General features: G+C 44.8%; 16 protein-coding genes. 7 read left to right on the top strand and 9 right to left on the bottom strand.

What is annotated here, in order from left to right:
• Positions 1-29: 29 nt before the first annotated feature.
• From sbcE to NSQ16_RS05250, 4 genes are all read right to left on the bottom strand, one after another.
• Positions 30-2,921: a DNA repair/recombination ATPase SbcE gene (sbcE, locus tag NSQ16_RS05265; protein ID WP_230488432.1), complete on the bottom strand. Its 2,892-nt coding sequence runs from the start codon at positions 2,919-2,921 to the stop codon at positions 30-32.
• A 4-nt stretch (positions 2,922-2,925) separates the two neighbouring features.
• Entirely contained in the window at positions 2,926-4,152 is a 1,227-nt protein-coding gene (locus NSQ16_RS05260; protein ID WP_327837783.1) for an exonuclease SbcCD subunit D, read from the bottom strand.
• 106 nt (positions 4,153-4,258) lie between these two features.
• Complete coding sequence (locus tag NSQ16_RS05255; RefSeq protein ID WP_003244912.1) at positions 4,259-5,518, bottom strand: ABC transporter permease; 1,260 nt, start codon at positions 5,516-5,518, stop codon at positions 4,259-4,261.
• Entirely contained in the window at positions 5,511-6,407 is an 897-nt protein-coding gene (locus NSQ16_RS05250; RefSeq protein WP_230488430.1) for an ABC transporter ATP-binding protein, read from the bottom strand. Before NSQ16_RS05250 ends, NSQ16_RS05255 begins: the two co-directional genes overlap by 8 nt.
• 126 nt (positions 6,408-6,533) lie before the next feature.
• Here NSQ16_RS05250 and NSQ16_RS05245 point away from each other — a divergent pair, with 126 nt between their 5' ends.
• Positions 6,534-6,719 (top strand): YhzD family protein, encoded by a 186-nt coding sequence (locus NSQ16_RS05245; RefSeq protein WP_015715596.1) that lies wholly within the window; start codon positions 6,534-6,536, stop codon positions 6,717-6,719.
• A 20-nt stretch (positions 6,720-6,739) separates the two neighbouring features.
• Here NSQ16_RS05245 and NSQ16_RS05240 read toward each other — a convergent pair whose 3' ends face one another.
• Positions 6,740-7,507: an enoyl-CoA hydratase gene (locus NSQ16_RS05240; protein WP_124059656.1), complete on the bottom strand. Its 768-nt coding sequence runs from the start codon at positions 7,505-7,507 to the stop codon at positions 6,740-6,742.
• A 185-nt stretch (positions 7,508-7,692) separates the two neighbouring features.
• Between NSQ16_RS05240 and khtS the strand changes: the two genes are divergently transcribed.
• From khtS to khtU, 3 genes are all read left to right on the top strand, one after another.
• Positions 7,693-8,010: a K(+)/H(+) antiporter modulator KhtS gene (gene khtS, locus NSQ16_RS05235; RefSeq protein WP_015383234.1), complete on the top strand. Its 318-nt coding sequence runs from the start codon at positions 7,693-7,695 to the stop codon at positions 8,008-8,010.
• Between the two features lie 63 nt (positions 8,011-8,073).
• Positions 8,074-8,571 (top strand): K(+)/H(+) antiporter subunit KhtT, encoded by a 498-nt coding sequence (gene khtT, locus NSQ16_RS05230; RefSeq protein WP_003233269.1) that lies wholly within the window; start codon positions 8,074-8,076, stop codon positions 8,569-8,571.
• A gap of 6 nt (positions 8,572-8,577) precedes the next feature.
• Positions 8,578-9,795 (top strand): K(+)/H(+) antiporter subunit KhtU, encoded by a 1,218-nt coding sequence (gene khtU / locus NSQ16_RS05225; RefSeq protein WP_003233272.1) that lies wholly within the window; start codon positions 8,578-8,580, stop codon positions 9,793-9,795.
• A 17-nt stretch (positions 9,796-9,812) separates the two neighbouring features.
• Here the strand turns inward: khtU and NSQ16_RS05220 are convergent, their stop codons facing one another.
• Together NSQ16_RS05220 and NSQ16_RS05215 are read right to left on the bottom strand one after the other, a co-directional pair.
• Positions 9,813-11,318: a coproporphyrinogen III oxidase gene (locus tag NSQ16_RS05220; protein ID WP_029726321.1), complete on the bottom strand. Its 1,506-nt coding sequence runs from the start codon at positions 11,316-11,318 to the stop codon at positions 9,813-9,815.
• Positions 11,319-11,429: 111 nt separating this feature from the next.
• A complete protein-coding gene (locus NSQ16_RS05215) occupies positions 11,430-12,296 on the bottom strand; it encodes a Cof-type HAD-IIB family hydrolase (protein ID WP_003233277.1) in 867 nt (288 codons plus the stop codon).
• 485 nt (positions 12,297-12,781) lie between these two features.
• On the opposite strand from NSQ16_RS05215, the gene NSQ16_RS05210 reads away from it, so the two are divergent.
• Complete coding sequence (locus NSQ16_RS05210) at positions 12,782-13,855, top strand: DNA alkylation repair protein (protein ID WP_230488429.1); 1,074 nt, start codon at positions 12,782-12,784, stop codon at positions 13,853-13,855.
• Positions 13,856-13,898: 43 nt separating this feature from the next.
• Here NSQ16_RS05210 and NSQ16_RS05205 read toward each other — a convergent pair whose 3' ends face one another.
• Together NSQ16_RS05205 and NSQ16_RS05200 are read right to left on the bottom strand one after the other, a co-directional pair.
• Entirely contained in the window at positions 13,899-14,252 is a 354-nt protein-coding gene (locus NSQ16_RS05205) for a YlbF family regulator (RefSeq protein ID WP_003224239.1), read from the bottom strand.
• Between the two features lie 92 nt (positions 14,253-14,344).
• Positions 14,345-15,478, bottom strand: a complete 1,134-nt coding sequence (locus NSQ16_RS05200; RefSeq protein WP_003233281.1) for a DUF445 domain-containing protein — start codon at positions 15,476-15,478, stop codon at positions 14,345-14,347.
• 266 nt (positions 15,479-15,744) lie between these two features.
• On the opposite strand from NSQ16_RS05200, the gene spaC reads away from it, so the two are divergent.
• Together spaC and yheD are read left to right on the top strand one after the other, a co-directional pair.
• Complete coding sequence (spaC, locus tag NSQ16_RS05195) at positions 15,745-16,836, top strand: spore coat associated protein SpaC (protein ID WP_003233283.1); 1,092 nt, start codon at positions 15,745-15,747, stop codon at positions 16,834-16,836.
• Positions 16,826-18,187, top strand: coding sequence for a spore coat associated protein YheD (gene yheD / locus NSQ16_RS05190; protein ID WP_003245015.1), 1,362 nt, complete (start codon positions 16,826-16,828; stop codon positions 18,185-18,187). The genes spaC and yheD overlap by 11 nt, the downstream gene beginning before the upstream one ends.
• Positions 18,188-18,212: the final 25 nt, after the last annotated feature.

Raw genomic sequence — 18,212 nt, 5'->3', positions numbered from 1 at the left:
CATACCGATTTTCAGCTATAGAACCTCTTTTATGACACCAAATGGATGATTTGGCTGCTATGAAATGCATCTTTTACGTGCTCATGGCATGTAAAATACAAAATCTGCCTACCGCCTTTGGATAAATCATACAGAACATGTAATACACGTTTCAGCCTTTCCTGATCAAAATGAACAAAACTGTCGTCAAGCTGGAACGGAAGCTTTGACCCATCCTGGCGCGTAACGGCCAAAGCAAATCGGATCGCTGTATACAGCTGTTCACAGGTCCCTTGTGACAGCTCTTCCGCATGATAGACAGTTCCATCGCGATGCATAACCATGATCGAATCATCCGTTTCGGAAAAATAAATGGTTTGGTAGTTTCCGTCAGTCAGAGGGCGGAAGAATTCTCCTGCCGTCTCTAGAAGGCGCGGAAGCTCGATTTTTTTATGCCGCTCTAATTTGTTTCTGATCACCTGTTTGATCATTTGTATCGAGGCCCATTTTTTAGCCGTTTCTTTTACACGTTCTTTTTGCATTTCGGTTTGAAGCTTGAGGTCTGACACCAATCCCGAGGCCTCTAATTGTTCCTGTTTGACTGAGAGCAGTGCGATTTGGCTGCGGAGCCGCTCGATCTCCTCAGTCAGCCGCTCTTTTCTTTCATTCTCAACAAATTGCTTATCTTTCAATTCAGAAAGCGTATTGGAATCCGCCAGTTCAAGTTCCTCCGGGTACCCGCCTTGAAGCTGTGCGTTTACGTGATGAAGCTTGTTCTCCGTATCCTTCAATTGCCTGCTGATGGCGGCTATGGCAAAAAACGCATCTCTGTCTTTTGCAGCAGCCGCGGCAAATAACTGTTCAATCTGTGCGTGGAAATACTGTATTTCTTGCTCAAGTTCAAGCATCTGTTCCTTTGTATAATGAATATCTGTTTCAATTTCCTTTTTTTGCTTCTCAATTTCTTTTTCACGTTCAATGTTTTTCCGCAATGTGTGAAGGGCGTCCGAAATGGAGATATCCTGACTCTGATTCACGGGAAGAAGCATACTGACGCGTTCTTCGAATGTTCTCCGGTGCTTTTTCAGCCTGCCTGCTTCTATGGTCAGCTCATGCTTTTTCTTCACTTCTTTTTTAACATCCTTCATTAAGCTGTATGCATCAAGCAAAAATGATGGATCTTCCTTAAATCCGAGCTCATTCATAAAACGCTCAACCTGTGTAAAGGACGGCGCCATTTCGGCTTCCCACTGTTCAAACTGCTGGATGACCCTTTCATACGCCGCCTCTTTTTGCTGGAGCGCTGCACGCTGTGTGAGAAGGTGCTGCTTATTGCGGTCATCCTCCCATAACGCTTCTCTAAGCATTTCAGCTTCTGCTGGTGAAATATCTGTCATGGGCTGTCTTGTCTCTCGGCTGTTTCGAGAAGACGATTTTCCTGATACAAGCCAATACACAATAAGTGCAGCGCCGAAACTTATGGCGGGAATCCATTGCTGCAGCAGAGAAAAGAGAACGATGAACAACATACCAGCTGCAATGACAGTCTTTTTCTGTTTAGCCTGCTGTCTTTCAAAAAACGTTAGCTGTTCTCTGAGCTTCGCTTGCTCTTGGTGCTGCCCCTGTGTTTCATCATATGCTCTAAGAGCAGCTTCTTTATCTTTTCTTTGGCTGTCTTCAAGAATCGCGGACGAAGCGGCACGAACGGCCTTTTCCGCGTCTTCCAGCTCTTGCCGGGCAAGTTCAAATGTCTCGTCAAGCTGCCGTTTTCTGTCTCTTGCCTGTACATATTGCTGCACCGCTTGCTGAAGCTGCCATTCATAATCATATGAGGTGTTCATATTCAGGAGCTCATTTTCATCCGTTTTATTGAGCTGTTCCAGCCCTGCCGCTGTCTGCGCAGACGTCTGGCGCAGCTGTGCCTGAATGGCTGCCAGCTGTTCTCCACAGGATTGGTACATATGAAACGCTGCCGAAAGCTCTTGTATCAGCGTTTCTTTCGCCAATAGTTCTTTATCGGGGATAAGCTTTTGCCTCTGTTTGTCCAACTCCGCCATCTTCACCCGAAGCGCCTCAAGCTGTGCTGATTTCGGGTGAAGATGGGATTCATATTTTTCCAGCTGATGCAGTCCGTCAGCAGGAAATTGTCCTGCGTGTTCCGGAAATTCTGCAATCACCTGTTCGAGTGTCGCTTTTTCATTTAGCAGCGGCTTTCGCTCAATCGCTCCCTCAATCATTCGGATATGTCCCGCCGTCTCTTTCAATTCGGTTTCCGCGGCTGCAAGGCGGGCTTCAAGCGTTCGTTTTTCCTCGAGAAGCTGATGATAGCCCGCTTCCTCTGCTTCAGCCTGTTTTAGCTTAACTGCCAGCTGCTTAAGCGTTTCCAGCTCCTGATTCAATTGAGGGTTTCGCCCATTTGGTTTATAGAGCCTTTCGCTTTCCTTCGTCAGCCTTGAATCAAGCTTTGATACGGCTTCAGCACCAAACAAGCTGGAAAAGAGCAAAAATTCCCCTATCTTGTCCCGATTAAAGGCGTGAATTTCCTGCAGCCCGAATACGTCGAACGAATATATGGCTTTGTACAACGACCTGTCTGTGCCCTGGAACAGCTGCTTTAAAACATCTCCCTGCTTTACTTCGCCCTTTTCTGTGTACACGCTTAGTTTTTCGGCAGTCCCTTTCGTCCGTTCGATCTTCAGCACCCCATACTCAGGATGTTCAGCTTCAAGAACACCGCCGTAGACACCGCCTGTTTTCGGTTCATACTTTTTCGTTTTCGGAAAACCGAACAGCATGCTTTCAATGAATGACATCATCGTCGTTTTTCCTGCCTCATTTAATCCGTAGATGACTTGGACAGGAGAGGCGGAAAAGTCAAAGGTCCGATTGGAAAATTTTCCGTATTGGTAGATATGTAAAGATATAATTCGCAAAGCTGTCACCGCCTCATGTATCAAGCACCTTAAGCTGTCTTTTCAATAATATCTGTGCCTGCTCTTTTATTTCCTTTACCTCCTCTTGGCTAAACCGGTCCGCGTGCCTTCTATACACTGGATGCCGCTCAAGCCCTTCCAGCACGTCTGACAGATCGCTGCGATCAATGTCTTCAAATAAACCGCCAAAAAAAGGATCAAGGTTTGTTAGGTTTGCTTCGTTTTCTGTCTCATCGTCCAATCTAAGAGGCCAAACGAAATGTTCCTCTTCCGCTTCTTGTTCCTGAAGAGCTTCAAGAAACTCATCCAAGGTGCCTTTTGGCGCCTCCAGCAGCCATTCCGGCGCCGTCCCTTGTAAAACAAGCCTTACACAAACAGGGCTCCCCTTTTTCCGCAGCTTCGAAAACGTGTCCTCCACCATTTGGAAGAGAGCGGTCATATTATTTGCCTCCGTCACATCAACCGCCGCTTTTTCCCACAGAACATCATGCGCTCTCTGAAATTCATAAGATATATCTCCGTCTGTCACATGAACGAGATAATAGCCTTTATCTCCCGTCTCCTTCATATGGCGTGCTTGCGTGTTTCCCGGGTAAATGACTGCCGGGTGATCGGCAGATAGAACCTGGCGTTTATGTATATGGCCAAGCGCCCAATAATCCATCCCGCTTTTCACGAGGTCGTCATGGGTAAACGGGCAATACGGATCGTGTCCTTCAGATCCTGAGAGCGTGCCGTGGAGCATGCCGATATGAAACGGTGCGTCAGTTGATCTCCGATAGCGGGCGGCTTGGTTTTCCGTCACTGCTCTGGCTTGATAGCTGAAGCCGTAAATGCTTGCTATGCGCCTGCCTTCTTTAAAAAATGATTTTTCTTCTGGAACAGCGGACGAAAAAATATGGACATTCTCAGGCCATTCAATCGGCGTCCACTCCCCGCCAAGATGATCATGATTCCCAAAGATGACGTATACCGAAATTCCGCACTCTCTGAGTCTTTCAAACTGTTTTTTCAAAAAGAGCTGAGCCTTTAAGCTTCGATTGGCTTCATCAAACAGATCTCCCGCAAGCAAAATGAAATCAACGTGCTCTCTCACTGCGGCGTCTATCATATGTCTCACGCTTGCAAACGTGCTTTCTTTAATCCGGGCAAAAATCGGCTCCGGCAGATGCGATATCCCGTAAAACGGGCTGTCAAGATGAAGATCTGCCGCATGAATAAAGGTTAGATCAGTCAACATTCTGCTCCTTTCCAGGATGAAGTACCCTTATTTTAGCACCGAATTCTTGCGAATGCACGTTCTGTCAATAAAGAAACAGCCTGAGAATCCCCAGGCTGTTTTCCAATCAGTTTTTCGCTAAACGAAGCGCTTGTTTGATCGCTTTGAACGCGCTTGAATTGCCGTAAATTAATACACCGCCTTTATAAATTCTGGCGCCGATAACGGCCAGTATGACAATGGTGAGCAGTGTGATTCCGATTCCGACAGCCGCCTGCCAGAACGGAATATCAAGCATGCCGACGCGCAGGAACATAATCATTGGCGTAAAGAACGGAATAAACGAAGTTACCGTAATAAATCCTGCGTCAGGCGCATTCAAACCGAACATCGCGATCATAAAACCGGCGACAACCAAAAGCGTCATCGGCGTGATCGTTTGCTGCACGTCCTCTATTCTGCTGACGACACTGCCGAGAAACGCGGCAAGTGTCGCGTACAAAAAGTATCCGAGCAAAAAGAAAATGACAGCATAGATGACAGTGGTTGCAGATACGTCGGTCAAATTAAGGAATCCGCCGACAGATGAAGCCGTTTCGCTCTTTTGGTTCAGCTTAAGCGACAGAGAGCCGGCTCCTATAATAATAGCAAGCTGTGTGATCCCGACAAGCCCGATACCAAGCAGCTTTGCAAACATTTGCTGGATCGGCGGCATACTTGAGATCAGGATTTCCATAACTCGCGAAGATTTTTCGGTTGCGACCTCCATCGCTATCATGCTGGCATACATAATCACCGAGAAATAAATGACGAACAGCATAATGTAAACAAGCCCTACCGTCTGGCCAAGCTCTTCCTCAGACTTTGCCCCTTCTTTCAGCGCCTTCTGCCCCACAGTAACAGGCGCATAAAGGCTGCTGATCGTTTCCTGCGACACGCCGAGCTCCGCTGTTCCGACAGCTGTTTTGGTTTGCGTCAGCGCCTGCTGCAGCGTTTGATACGTGCTTTCATCAGAAATCGTTAACGCTTTATATGTTCCTGAAATGGTCCCTTTTTCATCTCGTTTGATGATGAGCATGCCATCGAGTGATTCATCTTTGACTTGCTTTGTGACCTCATCCTCCGATTGCTTCGACAGCTTCACATCAAGATCGCCGTCTGTATCCACCGCTTTCAGCTGCTTAGAAAAAACCGGATATAATTCGTTTGTTTCATCAACAACGGCGATTTTTTCTTTCGCATCGTCACCTTGAAACAAAGAAATGATCGACTCCAGATTTGTTACAACTAAAACAAGCAGCACCGTGATGACAGTCGAAATAATAAAGGATTTTGCCATAATCTTATTTTTGTATGTATGAGAAAGCATGATCCAAAATTTATTCATAGACGGCCCCCACCTTTTCTATAAAAATATCATGCAGTGACGGCTCTTCAAGCTCAAACTTTCTGATAAACCCTTTTCCTTGGAGCATAGCAAAAATCTCTTGAGAAATGTCTTCATTGGCAATCTGCAGCTTGACACCGTCTGCCGTTTCCTTCCATTGAAGAATGCCTTCATGGGACTGCAAAAAGCGCAGATCGTCATCGGAGTGAATGGTAACATTCTTTTTACCGAAAGAACGCTTGATCTCCTTCAGCTTGCCTTGCACGACCGGTCTTCCTTTCTGCAATATGCAAAGGTTCTCACAAAGCTCCTCCACATGTTCCATCCGATGGCTTGAAAATAAAATAGAAACACCGCTGTTTTTCAGCGAGATCACAGCCTCTTTTAACAGCTCAACATTGACAGGGTCCAAGCCGCTGAATGGTTCATCAAGAATCAGGAGCTCAGGCTTATGCAAAACTGCTGAAATAAATTGGATTTTCTGCTGATTCCCCTTTGAAAGCTCTTCCACCTTCTTATTCTCGTAATCTGTTATATTGAAGCGTTCAAGCCATGTACCGAGCTCTTTTACAGCCTCCCGCTTCTCCATCCCTTTTAATCTGGCAAGATAGACGAGCTGATCCCTTACCTTCATTTTCGGATAAAGGCCCCGCTCTTCCGGCAAATAACCGATTTTGTTGCTGATATGATAATTCACAGGACGGCCCTTCCACCTGATTGAGCCCTCCGTAATGCTTAATAATCCTAGGATCATGCGAAACGTCGTTGTTTTTCCCGCTCCGTTTGCGCCTAATAGACCGAACATTTGCTGTTCCGGAATATCTAAGTCCAATCCGTCAACGGCTTTATAATCTCCAAATGTCTTCGTTACGTGATCAATTGTAAGCACTGAATCTCCTCCTTCCCTGACCCATTATATACTAATTTTGGATAAAGCATAATAAAGGATTTTGATTTCCTTTTTAGAATATAAATGAAGAAAGACTGATAAACCTTAAAATGGAGGAGAAACCTGATGGCTGATTATTTCCTTACCGTATTTGATCCTTCGGGGAACACGCTGGTAAACGAGCGATTCGAGGCAGAACATGAAGAAGCGGCAAAAACGCATGGTGAAGCCCTCTTAAAAGAAAAAGAGCTTCATAGTCATACTCATCGTTTAGTCAATGCAGCCGGAAAGCTGATTTTGTTTCACAGATGATCAGCTTTCCGGCTGATCTGTTACGCTTGAAACTTCGGCTCCCGTTTTTCTAAAAAGGCACGGATTCCTTCTTGGTGATCCTTGGTCCTTCTCATTCTCTCTTGGGCGCTGCGCTCAAGGGATAGCACTTTTTTCAGTTCTTCAATCTGGAGGCTTTGAAAAATAGCTTTCGTTTCGATCATCGCCAAAAGAGGGGAGGCCAACAGGGTTTCGATAATGGGTCTTGCGCCTTCGGCAGGGTCTCCGGCAAATGTCCCATCAAGAAGCCCCATATCGGCAGCTTCCGAGGCAGATAGTTTTTTTCCGCTCCAAATCAGTTTTTTCGCTTTTGCTTCACCGATTCTTTTCTTCAGCAAATAATGTCCTCCACCGTCCGGAACAAGCCCAATGCCGATAAAATTCATCGCGAGAACGGCGTTTTTTTCAGCGAGCACAATGTCCGCACAAAGCGCCAAACTCAGGCCCAGTCCCGCAGCAGCACCATGAATGGCTGCAATTGTCACTTTCTTCATCTGATATAAATTCAGGGTGACAGCTTCAATCGTATCCATCAGCCGTTTAAATTGATCAGAGTCATGCTCTGACGTCATCATCCTGATATCACCGCCGGCCGAAAAGCCTTTCCCGCTTCCTCTCAGGAGAACGATGAGCGCCTCGCTTGCAGCCGCCATTTCGACTGCCTCCTTCAATTCAGACAGCATCTGTTCATTCAGGGCGTGATGGGCATCAGGCCGATTCAGGATAATCTCTGCAACGGCCCCATTACATGCATATTGAACAAACTCCATATGAAGCACCTCCATGTATGCGCTTGCTTTTTTCTTTCTCCTATACATTCCCCGCCATCCTCAAATAAACCTTTTTATTTTTCAAGGTCAATAGATACTGAAAAATGCATATTGTTTGAATGGAAACATAAAGTTTTATATAGTGAAAAAGAAGGGATATCTTGACGAGAAGGGAGGAAAGGAACATGGATAAATTGCTGATCAGTTTTCTGTTAAGTTTATTTATGGTGTACTTTCCCCCTTCGGACGTGGTTCTGCCTTCCCAGTTTGAAGCAAGCACTGACAGCTATGTGCCTATGTCCTCATATCCGCAGGAAACACAATCGGCAAAAACGCCGTCGCCGGGCAGCATGCACCCGGCTGAGCTGATCAAAGAGTACAGCCCGCTGGCGCAGTCTGTCAGGCAGCTCTCTGTCAAACCACTTGACGAACCGCTGATAAACAGGCTGGAAAAGGCTTGGGCCGTCCCTGTCAAATACCAGTCTAATTACCTCCGAATATAATTTGCTCAAGTTTTATTAGTAACTCACCCCATACTGCCAACACTACATTCGGAGGGATTTTCATTGAATATTAAAGAAAACGATCTGCCGGGCATCGGCAAAAAGTTTGAAATCGAAACAAGAAGCCACGAAAAAATGACGATTATCATTCATGATGACGGAAGAAGGGAAATTTACCGGTTTAATGACCGGGACCCGGATGAGCTTCTTTCAAATATTTCATTGGATGATTCTGAAGCAAGGCAAATTGCAGCTATTCTCGGGGGCATGGTCTATAAACCGCAAGCTCTGGAGTCCATTGAAATGGCCTTCAGCGATCTTATTATTGAATGGTTTAAGGTCGAAAAAGGCGCCAAATCGATCGGGCGCACACTCGGAGAGCTTGATGTCCGCCAGAATTACGATGTCACTGTTATTGCGATTATCAAACACAACCAGGAAAAGCTCCTAAATCCCGGAGCCGATTCGATTATTGAAGAAAATGACACCCTTGTCCTCTCAGGTGAGAGAAAGCATCTGAAGAAACTGATTCACGATTTTCTTTCTGGAGAGGGCGTGTGAGCCCCGATGGACCATCTTGTATTTGAAGTCGGAACTGCACTTGTGCTTGTGGCAATCGCCAGTGTGATCGCCAATAAAATTAAATTTTCGATTATTCCGTTTCTGATTGTGCTGGGAATGCTTGTTGGACCGCACGCGCCGAAAATGGGGATTATTGATCTAACATTTATTCAAAGCAGTGAAATCATCGAGTTTTTCGGGCGAATGGGCGTACTGTTCCTCCTCTTCTATCTCGGACTCGAATTCTCTGTCGGGAAGTTAATCAAATCAGGAAAATCAATCGCGGTCGGCGGGACGATTTATATTTTGATTAACTTCAGCCTCGGACTGCTTTACGGGTTTATCACCGGATTTTCCTTTCTGGAAGTCCTCATCCTCGCAGGCGTCATCACAATCTCGTCAAGTGCGATTGTCGCAAAAGTGCTCGTTGATTTAAAAAGAACCGCCAATCCGGAAACCGAATTGATTCTCGGCATCATCATGTTTGAAGATATTTTCCTTGCCGTATATCTGTCCGTTGTTTCCGGCCTTATACTAGGTGATGCGACATCCGTAGGGAGTGCACTCTTGTCCATTTTGATCGCCTTCGGTTATATGCTGCTGTTTTTTATCGCAGCAAGAAAACTCCCGCCGCTGTTGAACAAACTGTTGGACATTCGCTCAAACGAAGTGTTTATTATCGTCATTTTCGCAGCGCTCTTTTTTATCGCCGGGTTTTCCGAGACGATTCATGTAGCAGAAGCAATCGGCGCGCTGCTGCTCGGTTTGGTCTTTTCAGAAACAGAGCATTCCGATAGGATTGAACACCTCGTTGTTCCGTTTCGCGACTTCTTCGGTGCGATGTTCTTTTTCAGCTTCGGCCTCAGTATCGATCCGTTTTCGCTAGGTGAAGCGGTTTGGCTTGCGTTGGGTGCAGTGATTTTGACCATTCTGGGAAATTTTATCGCCGGAATGGTGGCAGGACGACGCGCAGGGCTTTCTCATAAGGCTTCATCGAATATCGGGCTGACGATCGTATCGCGGGGAGAATTTTCGATTATCGTTGCGAATCTCGGAATAGCCGGCGGACTGTCAGCCACATTAAAGCCGTTTGCCGCATTATATGTCCTCATTCTGGCGATTTTGGGACCGCTTGTCACAAAGGAATCAAAACGAATTTACCGCTTGCTTAACAAGGTATTTAAATGGAAGCCTGAGGTTCAGCCCGCAAAAAAACAGGGATAAAAAAAGCAGCACTGTGATCAGTGCTGCTTTGTCGTTTTCTCAAAAATCTGCTCTAAATATTTGATTTTTTCGTCCGTGTAGTGCTCGAAGCGGTCATTGTACGATTTCGGATCTTTCGGATTCGCAAAATGCGTAATTTTCCCTGTATCCCGATCAATAAATTTACTAGCAGCGCCGCAGCCGATGCCAATAATCGTCTGCACCTCTTCCATAATCATAATGTTGTAGATGCTTTCTTGTCCCGGCAAAGAGTATCCGACGTTTTCAAGGTTTCCAAGAATGTTTTTCTGGCGGTATAAATAATAAGGCACGTACCCATGCTCTTTCGTCCAGGCTACCGCGTCTTCCATCATTTGAGAAACCTCTTCCCTGCCGGCAACTTTGTACTTATGCTTGTTTCTCGTCATTTCTGACGCCCGTTTAAATGAAAGAGTATGAACGGTAAGGGATTCCGGCATCAGTTTTTCTGTTTCTGAAAGACTGTGCCTGAACTCCTTCACGCCTTCCCCAGGCAAACCAATAATCAAGTCCATGTTGATATTATTCATGCCATGCTGGCGTGACAGATGATATTTCTCAATGGTCTCTTCAACCGTATGGTGCCGCCCGATCGCCTTTAGCGTTTCGTTTTCATAGGATTGCGGATTGATGCTGATCCGATCAATGTCATATTTGTTTAAAACGGCGAGTTTTTCTTCTGTAATCGTGTCAGGACGACCGGCCTCCACCGTAATCTCACGAATGTTTTTCACATCCGGGAAGGAGCGGACCATTTCTTCATACAGCAGATCCATCTCTTCCGCTGTAATGCTTGTCGGCGTCCCGCCGCCAAAGTAAATGGTTGTAACCTTAACATCATGCTCCTTCAGCCATTCACCGATTTTCTGCATTTCGTAATGCAGTCCCCATAGGAATGAGCCGACTCTGCCTGCCTGTCCCTGGATGGCATACGCAGGGAATGTGCAATACGCGCATTTTGTCGGGCAGAACGGAATGCCGATATAAATGCTGACTTCATCCTTTACTCGGTACAAATCCGGAACTGCCGCCAGCTGACGGTCAACAATTTCCTGCATTAGCATGATTTTTTCATCATGAATTAAATAGTCTTTTTTCAACTCAGCATGTGCTTGCTCCTTGGACATTCCGCTTTGCAGTTTTTTATGAAGCAGCTTTGTGGGCCGGATTCCTGTGAGGATTCCCCACTTCTGCGTAATGCCCGTATGCGCCTGAAGAAGATTGAGATACACATAAGAAATTGTGTTTTTCACTTGCTTAAAAGCTTCTTTTTCAGTCATGCCGGGAGAAAAGAATTTTGTATGCTGTTCCTTTATGCCAGTTCCCTTCACTTCTCCCGAAACCGTCACATGCTCATCCGTTTGTGACAACGCTAAAGAAATGACAAAATCTGCGGGCTCCTCTCCGCCATACGCAAGCTCGCACTCTTCATAAAATAAATTTGCAATATTTTGCAGAGGCCGATGCAGGCGGTCATCATGTATGCCTTCTATTTTAATTTGCAACTTCATCACCTAATTTATCAGATTCAAAACTTTCTTTAGTGTACAGAAATAAACTGCTAAAATCAATCCGGCAAAAAAGCCGCCGCACCTGTCAGGGTGCGAGCGGCTTTTTTACACACGTTTCATGTGGAACTTATCAAGAAATCCTTTTCGCTGCTGCATTCGGAAATATTCCTTCATCATATAAGCGACACCTTGCTCGTCATTGGACCTTGTAACCCAATCTGCCTTTCTCTTAATTTCCGGAACGGCATTCCCCATCGCTACCCCAAGACCGGCAAGTTCGATCATCGGCAGATCGTCATACTGATGCCCAATGGCCACGACATCATCCATACTCAGGCCCAGCTCTGAAGCGACGAGGGCCAAACCCGCTTCCTTCGAGACACCTTTCGGGACGATATTCAGCTTCTCATCGTTTACGCGAATCACATCCACTGCAGGGAAGGCTTTTGTAATCGTTTCTGTAATGTCATGCTGAATGTCGTGCTCCGTGTACACCTCGATGACGGGTGCACTCACCGGCTCATCCATGAGGAGATCGCTTAATGATTCAACGAACTGGACTGGATAAAAGATCGGGTCAGACGGATGAATGAGTGCTTTCCCCAATAAATTCGAATTCACCTTTTTCTTGTTTCCGATGGAATACTTTTCGTGAAGAAGCCGAATATTACATTGATAGCTCTCCAGCACTTGAACAATGTTAAAGGTATGATCATCAGAAATTCTTTTTTCAAAAAACGGGGCGTCAATTTTCTCAGCGATATATGCCCCGCTATGGGTGATCAGCTTGGCATCAAGCTTTAGCGATTTCGCTATTTTCTGTGCTGAGCGAAAATGACGGTTGGTCACAAGTGTGACGTAAATCCCTTTTTTCTTTACATATTCAATCGCGTCTTTCGTTGCCTGATGAATCTTCCCGTTCGACCGAAGCAGCGCTCCATCTATATTTAAGGCAAGCAATTGTTTTGACACAGAGATGTCCCCCTCCTTGATGACTGTACTTGTGTATAGGATATGACCCTGTCTCTGTGTTTAGAACAACCTTTTCTTAAAGCAAAAAAAGCCTGGCTCAGCAGACTTTATGTATGGCTTGTTGATAGGATACGATCGAAGCAGCCATTCTCCCTAATATCGTTATTTCGATTTACGAAAAATCATGTATCAGGAACCCCTTGTTTGACCAATGATGCGCTCCGAACACTTACTCTCTGTTGCTTATCCCCTCTATATAACGGCATGATATGCGACCGTATCCATTTGAAATAGGTAAGTGTAGGCGCTTTCAATGTTATTATCTCAGTTTTCTTTTCCGATGACAAGGGTTTTTTTAACTAAAAAAAGTAACCAACTTTTGTATATCCGTGGTAGGATCAGTTGTTAATTTTTAGGACTATACACTTGATCCAGAACGTACATTCCCATACAATATAAATAATAAACGAAAAAGCGGTGTTTATATGGCTGATTTAAAAGAAATATATAATGAAGAACTGATATCTCAGTTGATCCATCATGTAAGGTCATCCTATCCTGATTTTAACAAAAACAGATTCTTGGATACTTTACGGCTGGAGGACTGGCCTGAACTCACTTTAAAAGAGCGGATGCGCCGCGTGACAGTTTCTTTATACGAAACTTTGCCAAAACAATACGTTGAAGCGCTCACAATTTTACGGGATACAGCCCCTCATTTTAAAGGACTCAGCGGAATTTTATTTCCAGATTATGTGAAACAGTACGGGTTAGCGCATTGGGAAGAATCAATAAAGGCATTGGAATACTTTACGCAATATTCGACCTCAGAATTTGCTGTAAGGCCTTTTTTGCTGTTAGATCAAGAAAAGATGGTTGCACAATTGCTTGCATGGTCTGAGCATAAAAATGAACACGTAAGAAGACTTGCGAGCGAAGGCAGCAGGCCCCGCCTGCCATGGGGAAAATCGATATCGGCTTTGAAATCGGACCCTTCCCCCGTATTGCCGATCCTTGAGAAGCTGATGCAGGACGAGTCCTTATATGTAAGAAAAAGCGTGGCCAACAACCTTAATGATATATCAAAAACGCATCCTCATTTACTGAGAAAAGTCGCAGATCAATGGTACGGAACACATCCCCATACAGACTGGATTATCAAACACGCCTATCGGACCTTATTAAAAAAGGGTGATAAACAGGCCTTAGCGCTTTTTGGTTATGAAAATGCTGATTCGATACAACTACATGATTTAACATGCCTGCCCAAACGTATAGTTATTGGCGAAAGCCTTGAATTTTCTTTCTATATTCATTCAGACAGGGATCAAAAAGTAAGAATTGAGTACGCAATTGATTTTGTAAAAGCAAGAGGCCAGCGTCATCAGAAAGTATTTAAAATAACAGAAACAACTATACGAAAAAACGAAACGAAGTCATACACAAGAAACCAATCCTTTAAGGATTTAACCACCAGAAAGCACTACAAAGGAATTCATACATTATCAGTGATCATCAATGGAGAGGTAAAAGATTCATTGGATTTCCAAGTTTGCTGAATGAATAAAAAATCCCTTCTTATCCAAGAAGGGATTTTGCTTATTAGCCTTCAACACTGCCGTAAAGCTCTTCTAAAGGCTTCATAATGATTTTGTTCAATTCACCAATCAGCATGCTCATGCGCTGCTCCGCTTCCATCAGCTGAGAAATTTTTTCGTGCTGCTGTACAAGCGCAACTGTTTTTTGAGCCTGCGTCACTTCTTCTTGTGTAATCTCTTCTCCTGCCATTTGTTTTTGCTGGAGTCTAAGCTGTACATCACGGAAGTTTTCGAACATGCGCTTCGCTGATTCATCTGCGTTAACTTCGTCGTAAAGGTTTTTTAAACGGGTGAACTCTTCGCTCCCGCGTAATGCATTTTCCAGATCATACGCTACATCATAAAAATTAACAGCCATTGTAAATAGCTCCTTTCATCATTGCCGTTTGACATACCACTCCACTATAACAGACTATGGAGCTCCTTTCATTAATCAAAACCCATTTCTTCTTAAAAAAGGATGACAAACAATGCTTGAATCGCGCCTATAATTCCGCCGAGAAGCCCCCCCAAATAGGTAATCATTTTAAATTCTTTTTTTGAAATGGACAGCACCATTTCTTCAAGACGCTCCACCGGGAACTGATCCACCTGCTCCTTGACGATTTCCTCAAGACGCAACCGTTTTAAGACACTTTCAAGGTTGGACGAAATCCCTTCAAGCAATTTGTCTAACAGTGCCGGCAGCATTTGCTGGGTCAGCTCAGATTCATAGCGGACGGTAAGCGTGCCAATCGTATTGTCGAAGAAAGGGGCAGTCGAAAATGCTTGCAGCACTCTTCGTTTCAAACTGAAAATGAGCGCCTTTGCATTCCATTTTTCATCTGCTTCATTAAACGTATACTCCCTCAGCTTGCCCCATTCGTTTTTTAAGAGATCAGAAAGCAATTTATTTGTTTCCTCATTGCGCAAGAATTTCAGCAGCTCCGGCAGCACGCGATCCGCAAGGCTTGAATTGCCAAGAAACATTTGCACCATGCTTCCAAGCATGCCGCGCTCTTTTAAAAAGTCATCAATCATATTGCCAAGACGGATTTTTCCTTCATCACTTTCAAAATAACTGACACTCCGTGACAATATATATCCTGAAATCATCGGAATTTTTTCCTCAAGCTTTTCCTGCACCTCTATAGGCACCAGCTCTTTTAACGATTGGTCCCCGTATTGGCGGAAAAGCTCATTCAGCTTATCATCGGTCCAGCTGCTGATCCATGCATCAGCAGCTTTTTCGGGGCGCTTCATCCCGGCTTTTTCAAGCGCTTCTTTTACTGTCACTTCAGAAAGTGACAGCTTTTGAATCAGCTGTTCCCCCACTCGAAGAGCCTGCGTTTTGGCTGCATCAGAGACGAGCCGCTTTTTAATGCCTTCAGGGGTTAAGAGATGATTGACTACCATCAGTCCCATTTGTTTTGCAAGTTCATCTCGCCGTCTTGGAATCAGCCCGGGCGTAAAAGGAACTCGTTTCCCAAACAAATAGTACGCTTTATACGGCCTAAACAGCATTTGAATTGCTAAATGATTGGTCACCGCTCCAATGGCAGCGCCGATCACGATCATAAAAATAAAGGTTCCTGCAATACCCATTCCTATTCATCTTCCTCCATCTGTGCTTCAACTTTTTTCATATAGATTATGTACCTATACGTATTATAGAGGCTCATGCAATCACTTAGCAAACGAGGAGACAAATTCCTGTTCTTAGAAAATCAGCTTGTTCTTTTGGAATAGGGCAAGGTGGAGAATCGTATTCTGTAAAGTAGAATACCGTCAGCTGCGTTCGTCTTACATGTATTTAGTGTAAAGCTGCGGACACCCGCCGGCAGCTTTTGAATAAAAGGGGGAGTCTCACCATGATAACACTCGGTTTTATGTCCTTATCCCGCCAGCATGAAGCGGATTATTCCGCAGAACTGGCCAAAAGAGCACCCGAATTCGGCATACGTTTCATCCGGTTTACACCATTTGATATTTCACCTGACACTTTGCGTGTCAAAGCATCGGTCTATCATTCGGCCAGCAGCACATGGAACGAAACTGAAATGGCGATTCCAGATTATATTTATGATCGCTGTTTTTACGGCAAGGATTCACATTCCCAAAAAGCAAAACCAATCGTTGAGTGGCTCAAAAAATATCCGAAAACGGAATTTATCGGGCGGGGTCTTCCCGATAAGTGGACCGTCCTTCACGATTTGCAGCAGCACTCTGTAATCAATCCCTATATTCCCGAAACGATAAAGGTGAACCGCTACGAACAAATTCACTCCTTTTTATCCAAAGAAAAAGCCTGCATCCTTAAACCGGCATTCGGCGCGGGAGGCAGAGGCGTGATTCTTTTGAAGCTGGGCAAGAAAAACATCACTGCTACTTATCACATCGGAAAGGATAAGCAGACAAAAACGTTTTCCAACCAGACTTCTTTTAAAACATGGTGCAAAAAAGTGCTTCAGCATCAATATTTGCTCCAGCCTTACTTAAACATTCAAGATAAGGAACAATACCCTTGTGATATTCGTCTGTTTATGGAAAAAAACGAAGCAGGTGAATGGAATACAGTCGGAAAGGCAGTAAGACGCGGATACAAACACGGGCTGCTGGCCAATTTGTCAGGCGGATCTGATGCGCTGACATTTGACTCCTGGTTTGAAGATATACCGAAAAAACAGCAAGTGGTTTTACTAGATGATGTGTTTTCAATTACCCAATCGGTTCCGTATTATCTTGACGAGCGCTATGGGCCGTTGTTTGAACTCGGTCTTGATATATGTCTTGCAAAGGACGGGAGAATTTGGATTTTAGATATCAATTCCAAACCAGGCAGGAAGTCAATCCTGCGTGTCTCTCCCGAGCAAAAAGAACAGCTGTACACTTGTCCCCTAAAACGCTGCCAATATCTGTTTTCTGAGCAAAGCCAGAAAGGAGTTCTTCCGCGTGAATCCTAAACGGTTTTTGATCGGCATAGACAAAACCAGTGAAAACACCCTGTTTCTGCCCTCTTCGCTGAAGCAAGACGGACTTTTGCATGCCGCATTCGGAACGAAGGTTGTCAGATGCCACGTTGCTTACAGACGGCATCTGGAACAAACCGTGCTTCTCTCTGAAAATCTGTTTCATGAGCTTTTGCTTCCCCACCGAAGCAGGGCAGATATACTGATTCATGATCATACAGTGCATATCGGGCCGTTAGTCGGCATCTTTACGGCAGGGTTTACTGTATCTCTTGAACGCCCATTTAAGGATCGTTCCCTCTTTTTTTCTAAACTTGTCACGTTACACGAGCAAGCCGGGGGCTACTGCTTCGTTTTTGGCGCGCACCAAATCAATTGGGAGGAAGGCACGATTGAAGGCCTCCTTTACAGGGAAAACGGCTGGGAGAAAAAAATCGTTCCATTGCCGAACGTCGTTTATGACCGTTTGCCGAACCGAAAAATTGAAGATTCACTTCTCTTGCAACATACAAAAAAGAGGCTGATCGATGAATATCAGATCCCATGGTTTAATAAAACGTTTTTCAATAAATGGAACGTTCATCAATTGCTCGAAAAAGATCCGAGAACGGCACCCTTTTTGCCTAGATCCGAGCTGACACCGTCTGTGGAGCTGATTGATGAGCTCTGTGGCGCATACAAAAAAGTCTATATCAAACCGGCAAATGGAGCACTCGGCACCGGCATTTATCAGCTGACAAGAACAGATGGCGGCCTGACGGTAAAGCATACAAATGACGCCAAAACATTTACTTCGATTGATTATTCCGATGCCGCCTCATTCCTTGCAGAATTTCAAAAACATCACAACCCGTCCGACTTTCTCATTCAGCAAGGTGTTGATCTCATCGAATTTCAAGGCAAACCAGCGGATTTCCGTGTCCATACCAATAAAAACAGAAAAGGAAAATGGACAGTGACAGCAATCGCCGTAAAAATTTCCGGAAAGAACAGCATTACAACACATCTTTCTAACGGCGGCACTGTAAAGACACTTGCGGAAGTATACGATGATCCCGCTGAAAGAGTTGAGGTCATTAAAAAGCTTTCTGCAGCGGCACTGACTGCAAGCCATGTCCTTCATGATCATATCGAGGGGTTTATCGGGGAGATTGGTTTCGATTTTGGCATTGATCAGAACGGTAAAGTATGGATGTTTGAAGCGAATTCGCGCCCGGGCCGAAGCATTTTTTCTCATCCAAATTTGCATCATGTTGATTCTCTTACAAAACGAAGAAGTTTTGAATACGCGTCATATTTATCTGAAAAGGCAATCACATCTCCTGAAGCATTGTGGCCTTCGTAACTGTCCGCTTTTTTAATAAAGCGGG

This window comes from Bacillus sp. PS108, assembly GCF_037963335.1.
Lineage (GTDB): Bacteria > Bacillota > Bacilli > Bacillales > Bacillaceae > Bacillus > Bacillus subtilis.
This window is presented reverse-complemented; position numbering and strand designations above follow the sequence as displayed.

Coding starts and splice junctions, on each gene's coding strand:
- NSQ16_RS05260 (WP_327837783.1), bottom strand. CDS start 4,152: ATGTTGACTGATCTAACCTTTATTCATGCGGCAGATCTTCATCTTGAC.
- NSQ16_RS05255 (WP_003244912.1), bottom strand. CDS start 5,518: ATGAATAAATTTTGGATCATGCTTTCTCATACATACAAAAATAAGATT.
- NSQ16_RS05245 (WP_015715596.1), top strand. CDS start 6,534: ATGGCTGATTATTTCCTTACCGTATTTGATCCTTCGGGGAACACGCTG.
- NSQ16_RS05240 (WP_124059656.1), bottom strand. CDS start 7,507: ATGGAGTTTGTTCAATATGCATGTAATGGGGCCGTTGCAGAGATTATC.
- khtS (WP_015383234.1), top strand. CDS start 7,693: ATGGATAAATTGCTGATCAGTTTTCTGTTAAGTTTATTTATGGTGTAC.
- khtU (WP_003233272.1), top strand. CDS start 8,578: ATGGACCATCTTGTATTTGAAGTCGGAACTGCACTTGTGCTTGTGGCA.
- NSQ16_RS05210 (WP_230488429.1), top strand. CDS start 12,782: ATGGCTGATTTAAAAGAAATATATAATGAAGAACTGATATCTCAGTTG.
- NSQ16_RS05205 (WP_003224239.1), bottom strand. CDS start 14,252: ATGGCTGTTAATTTTTATGATGTAGCGTATGATCTGGAAAATGCATTA.
- NSQ16_RS05200 (WP_003233281.1), bottom strand. CDS start 15,478: ATGGGTATTGCAGGAACCTTTATTTTTATGATCGTGATCGGCGCTGCC.
- spaC (WP_003233283.1), top strand. CDS start 15,745: ATGATAACACTCGGTTTTATGTCCTTATCCCGCCAGCATGAAGCGGAT.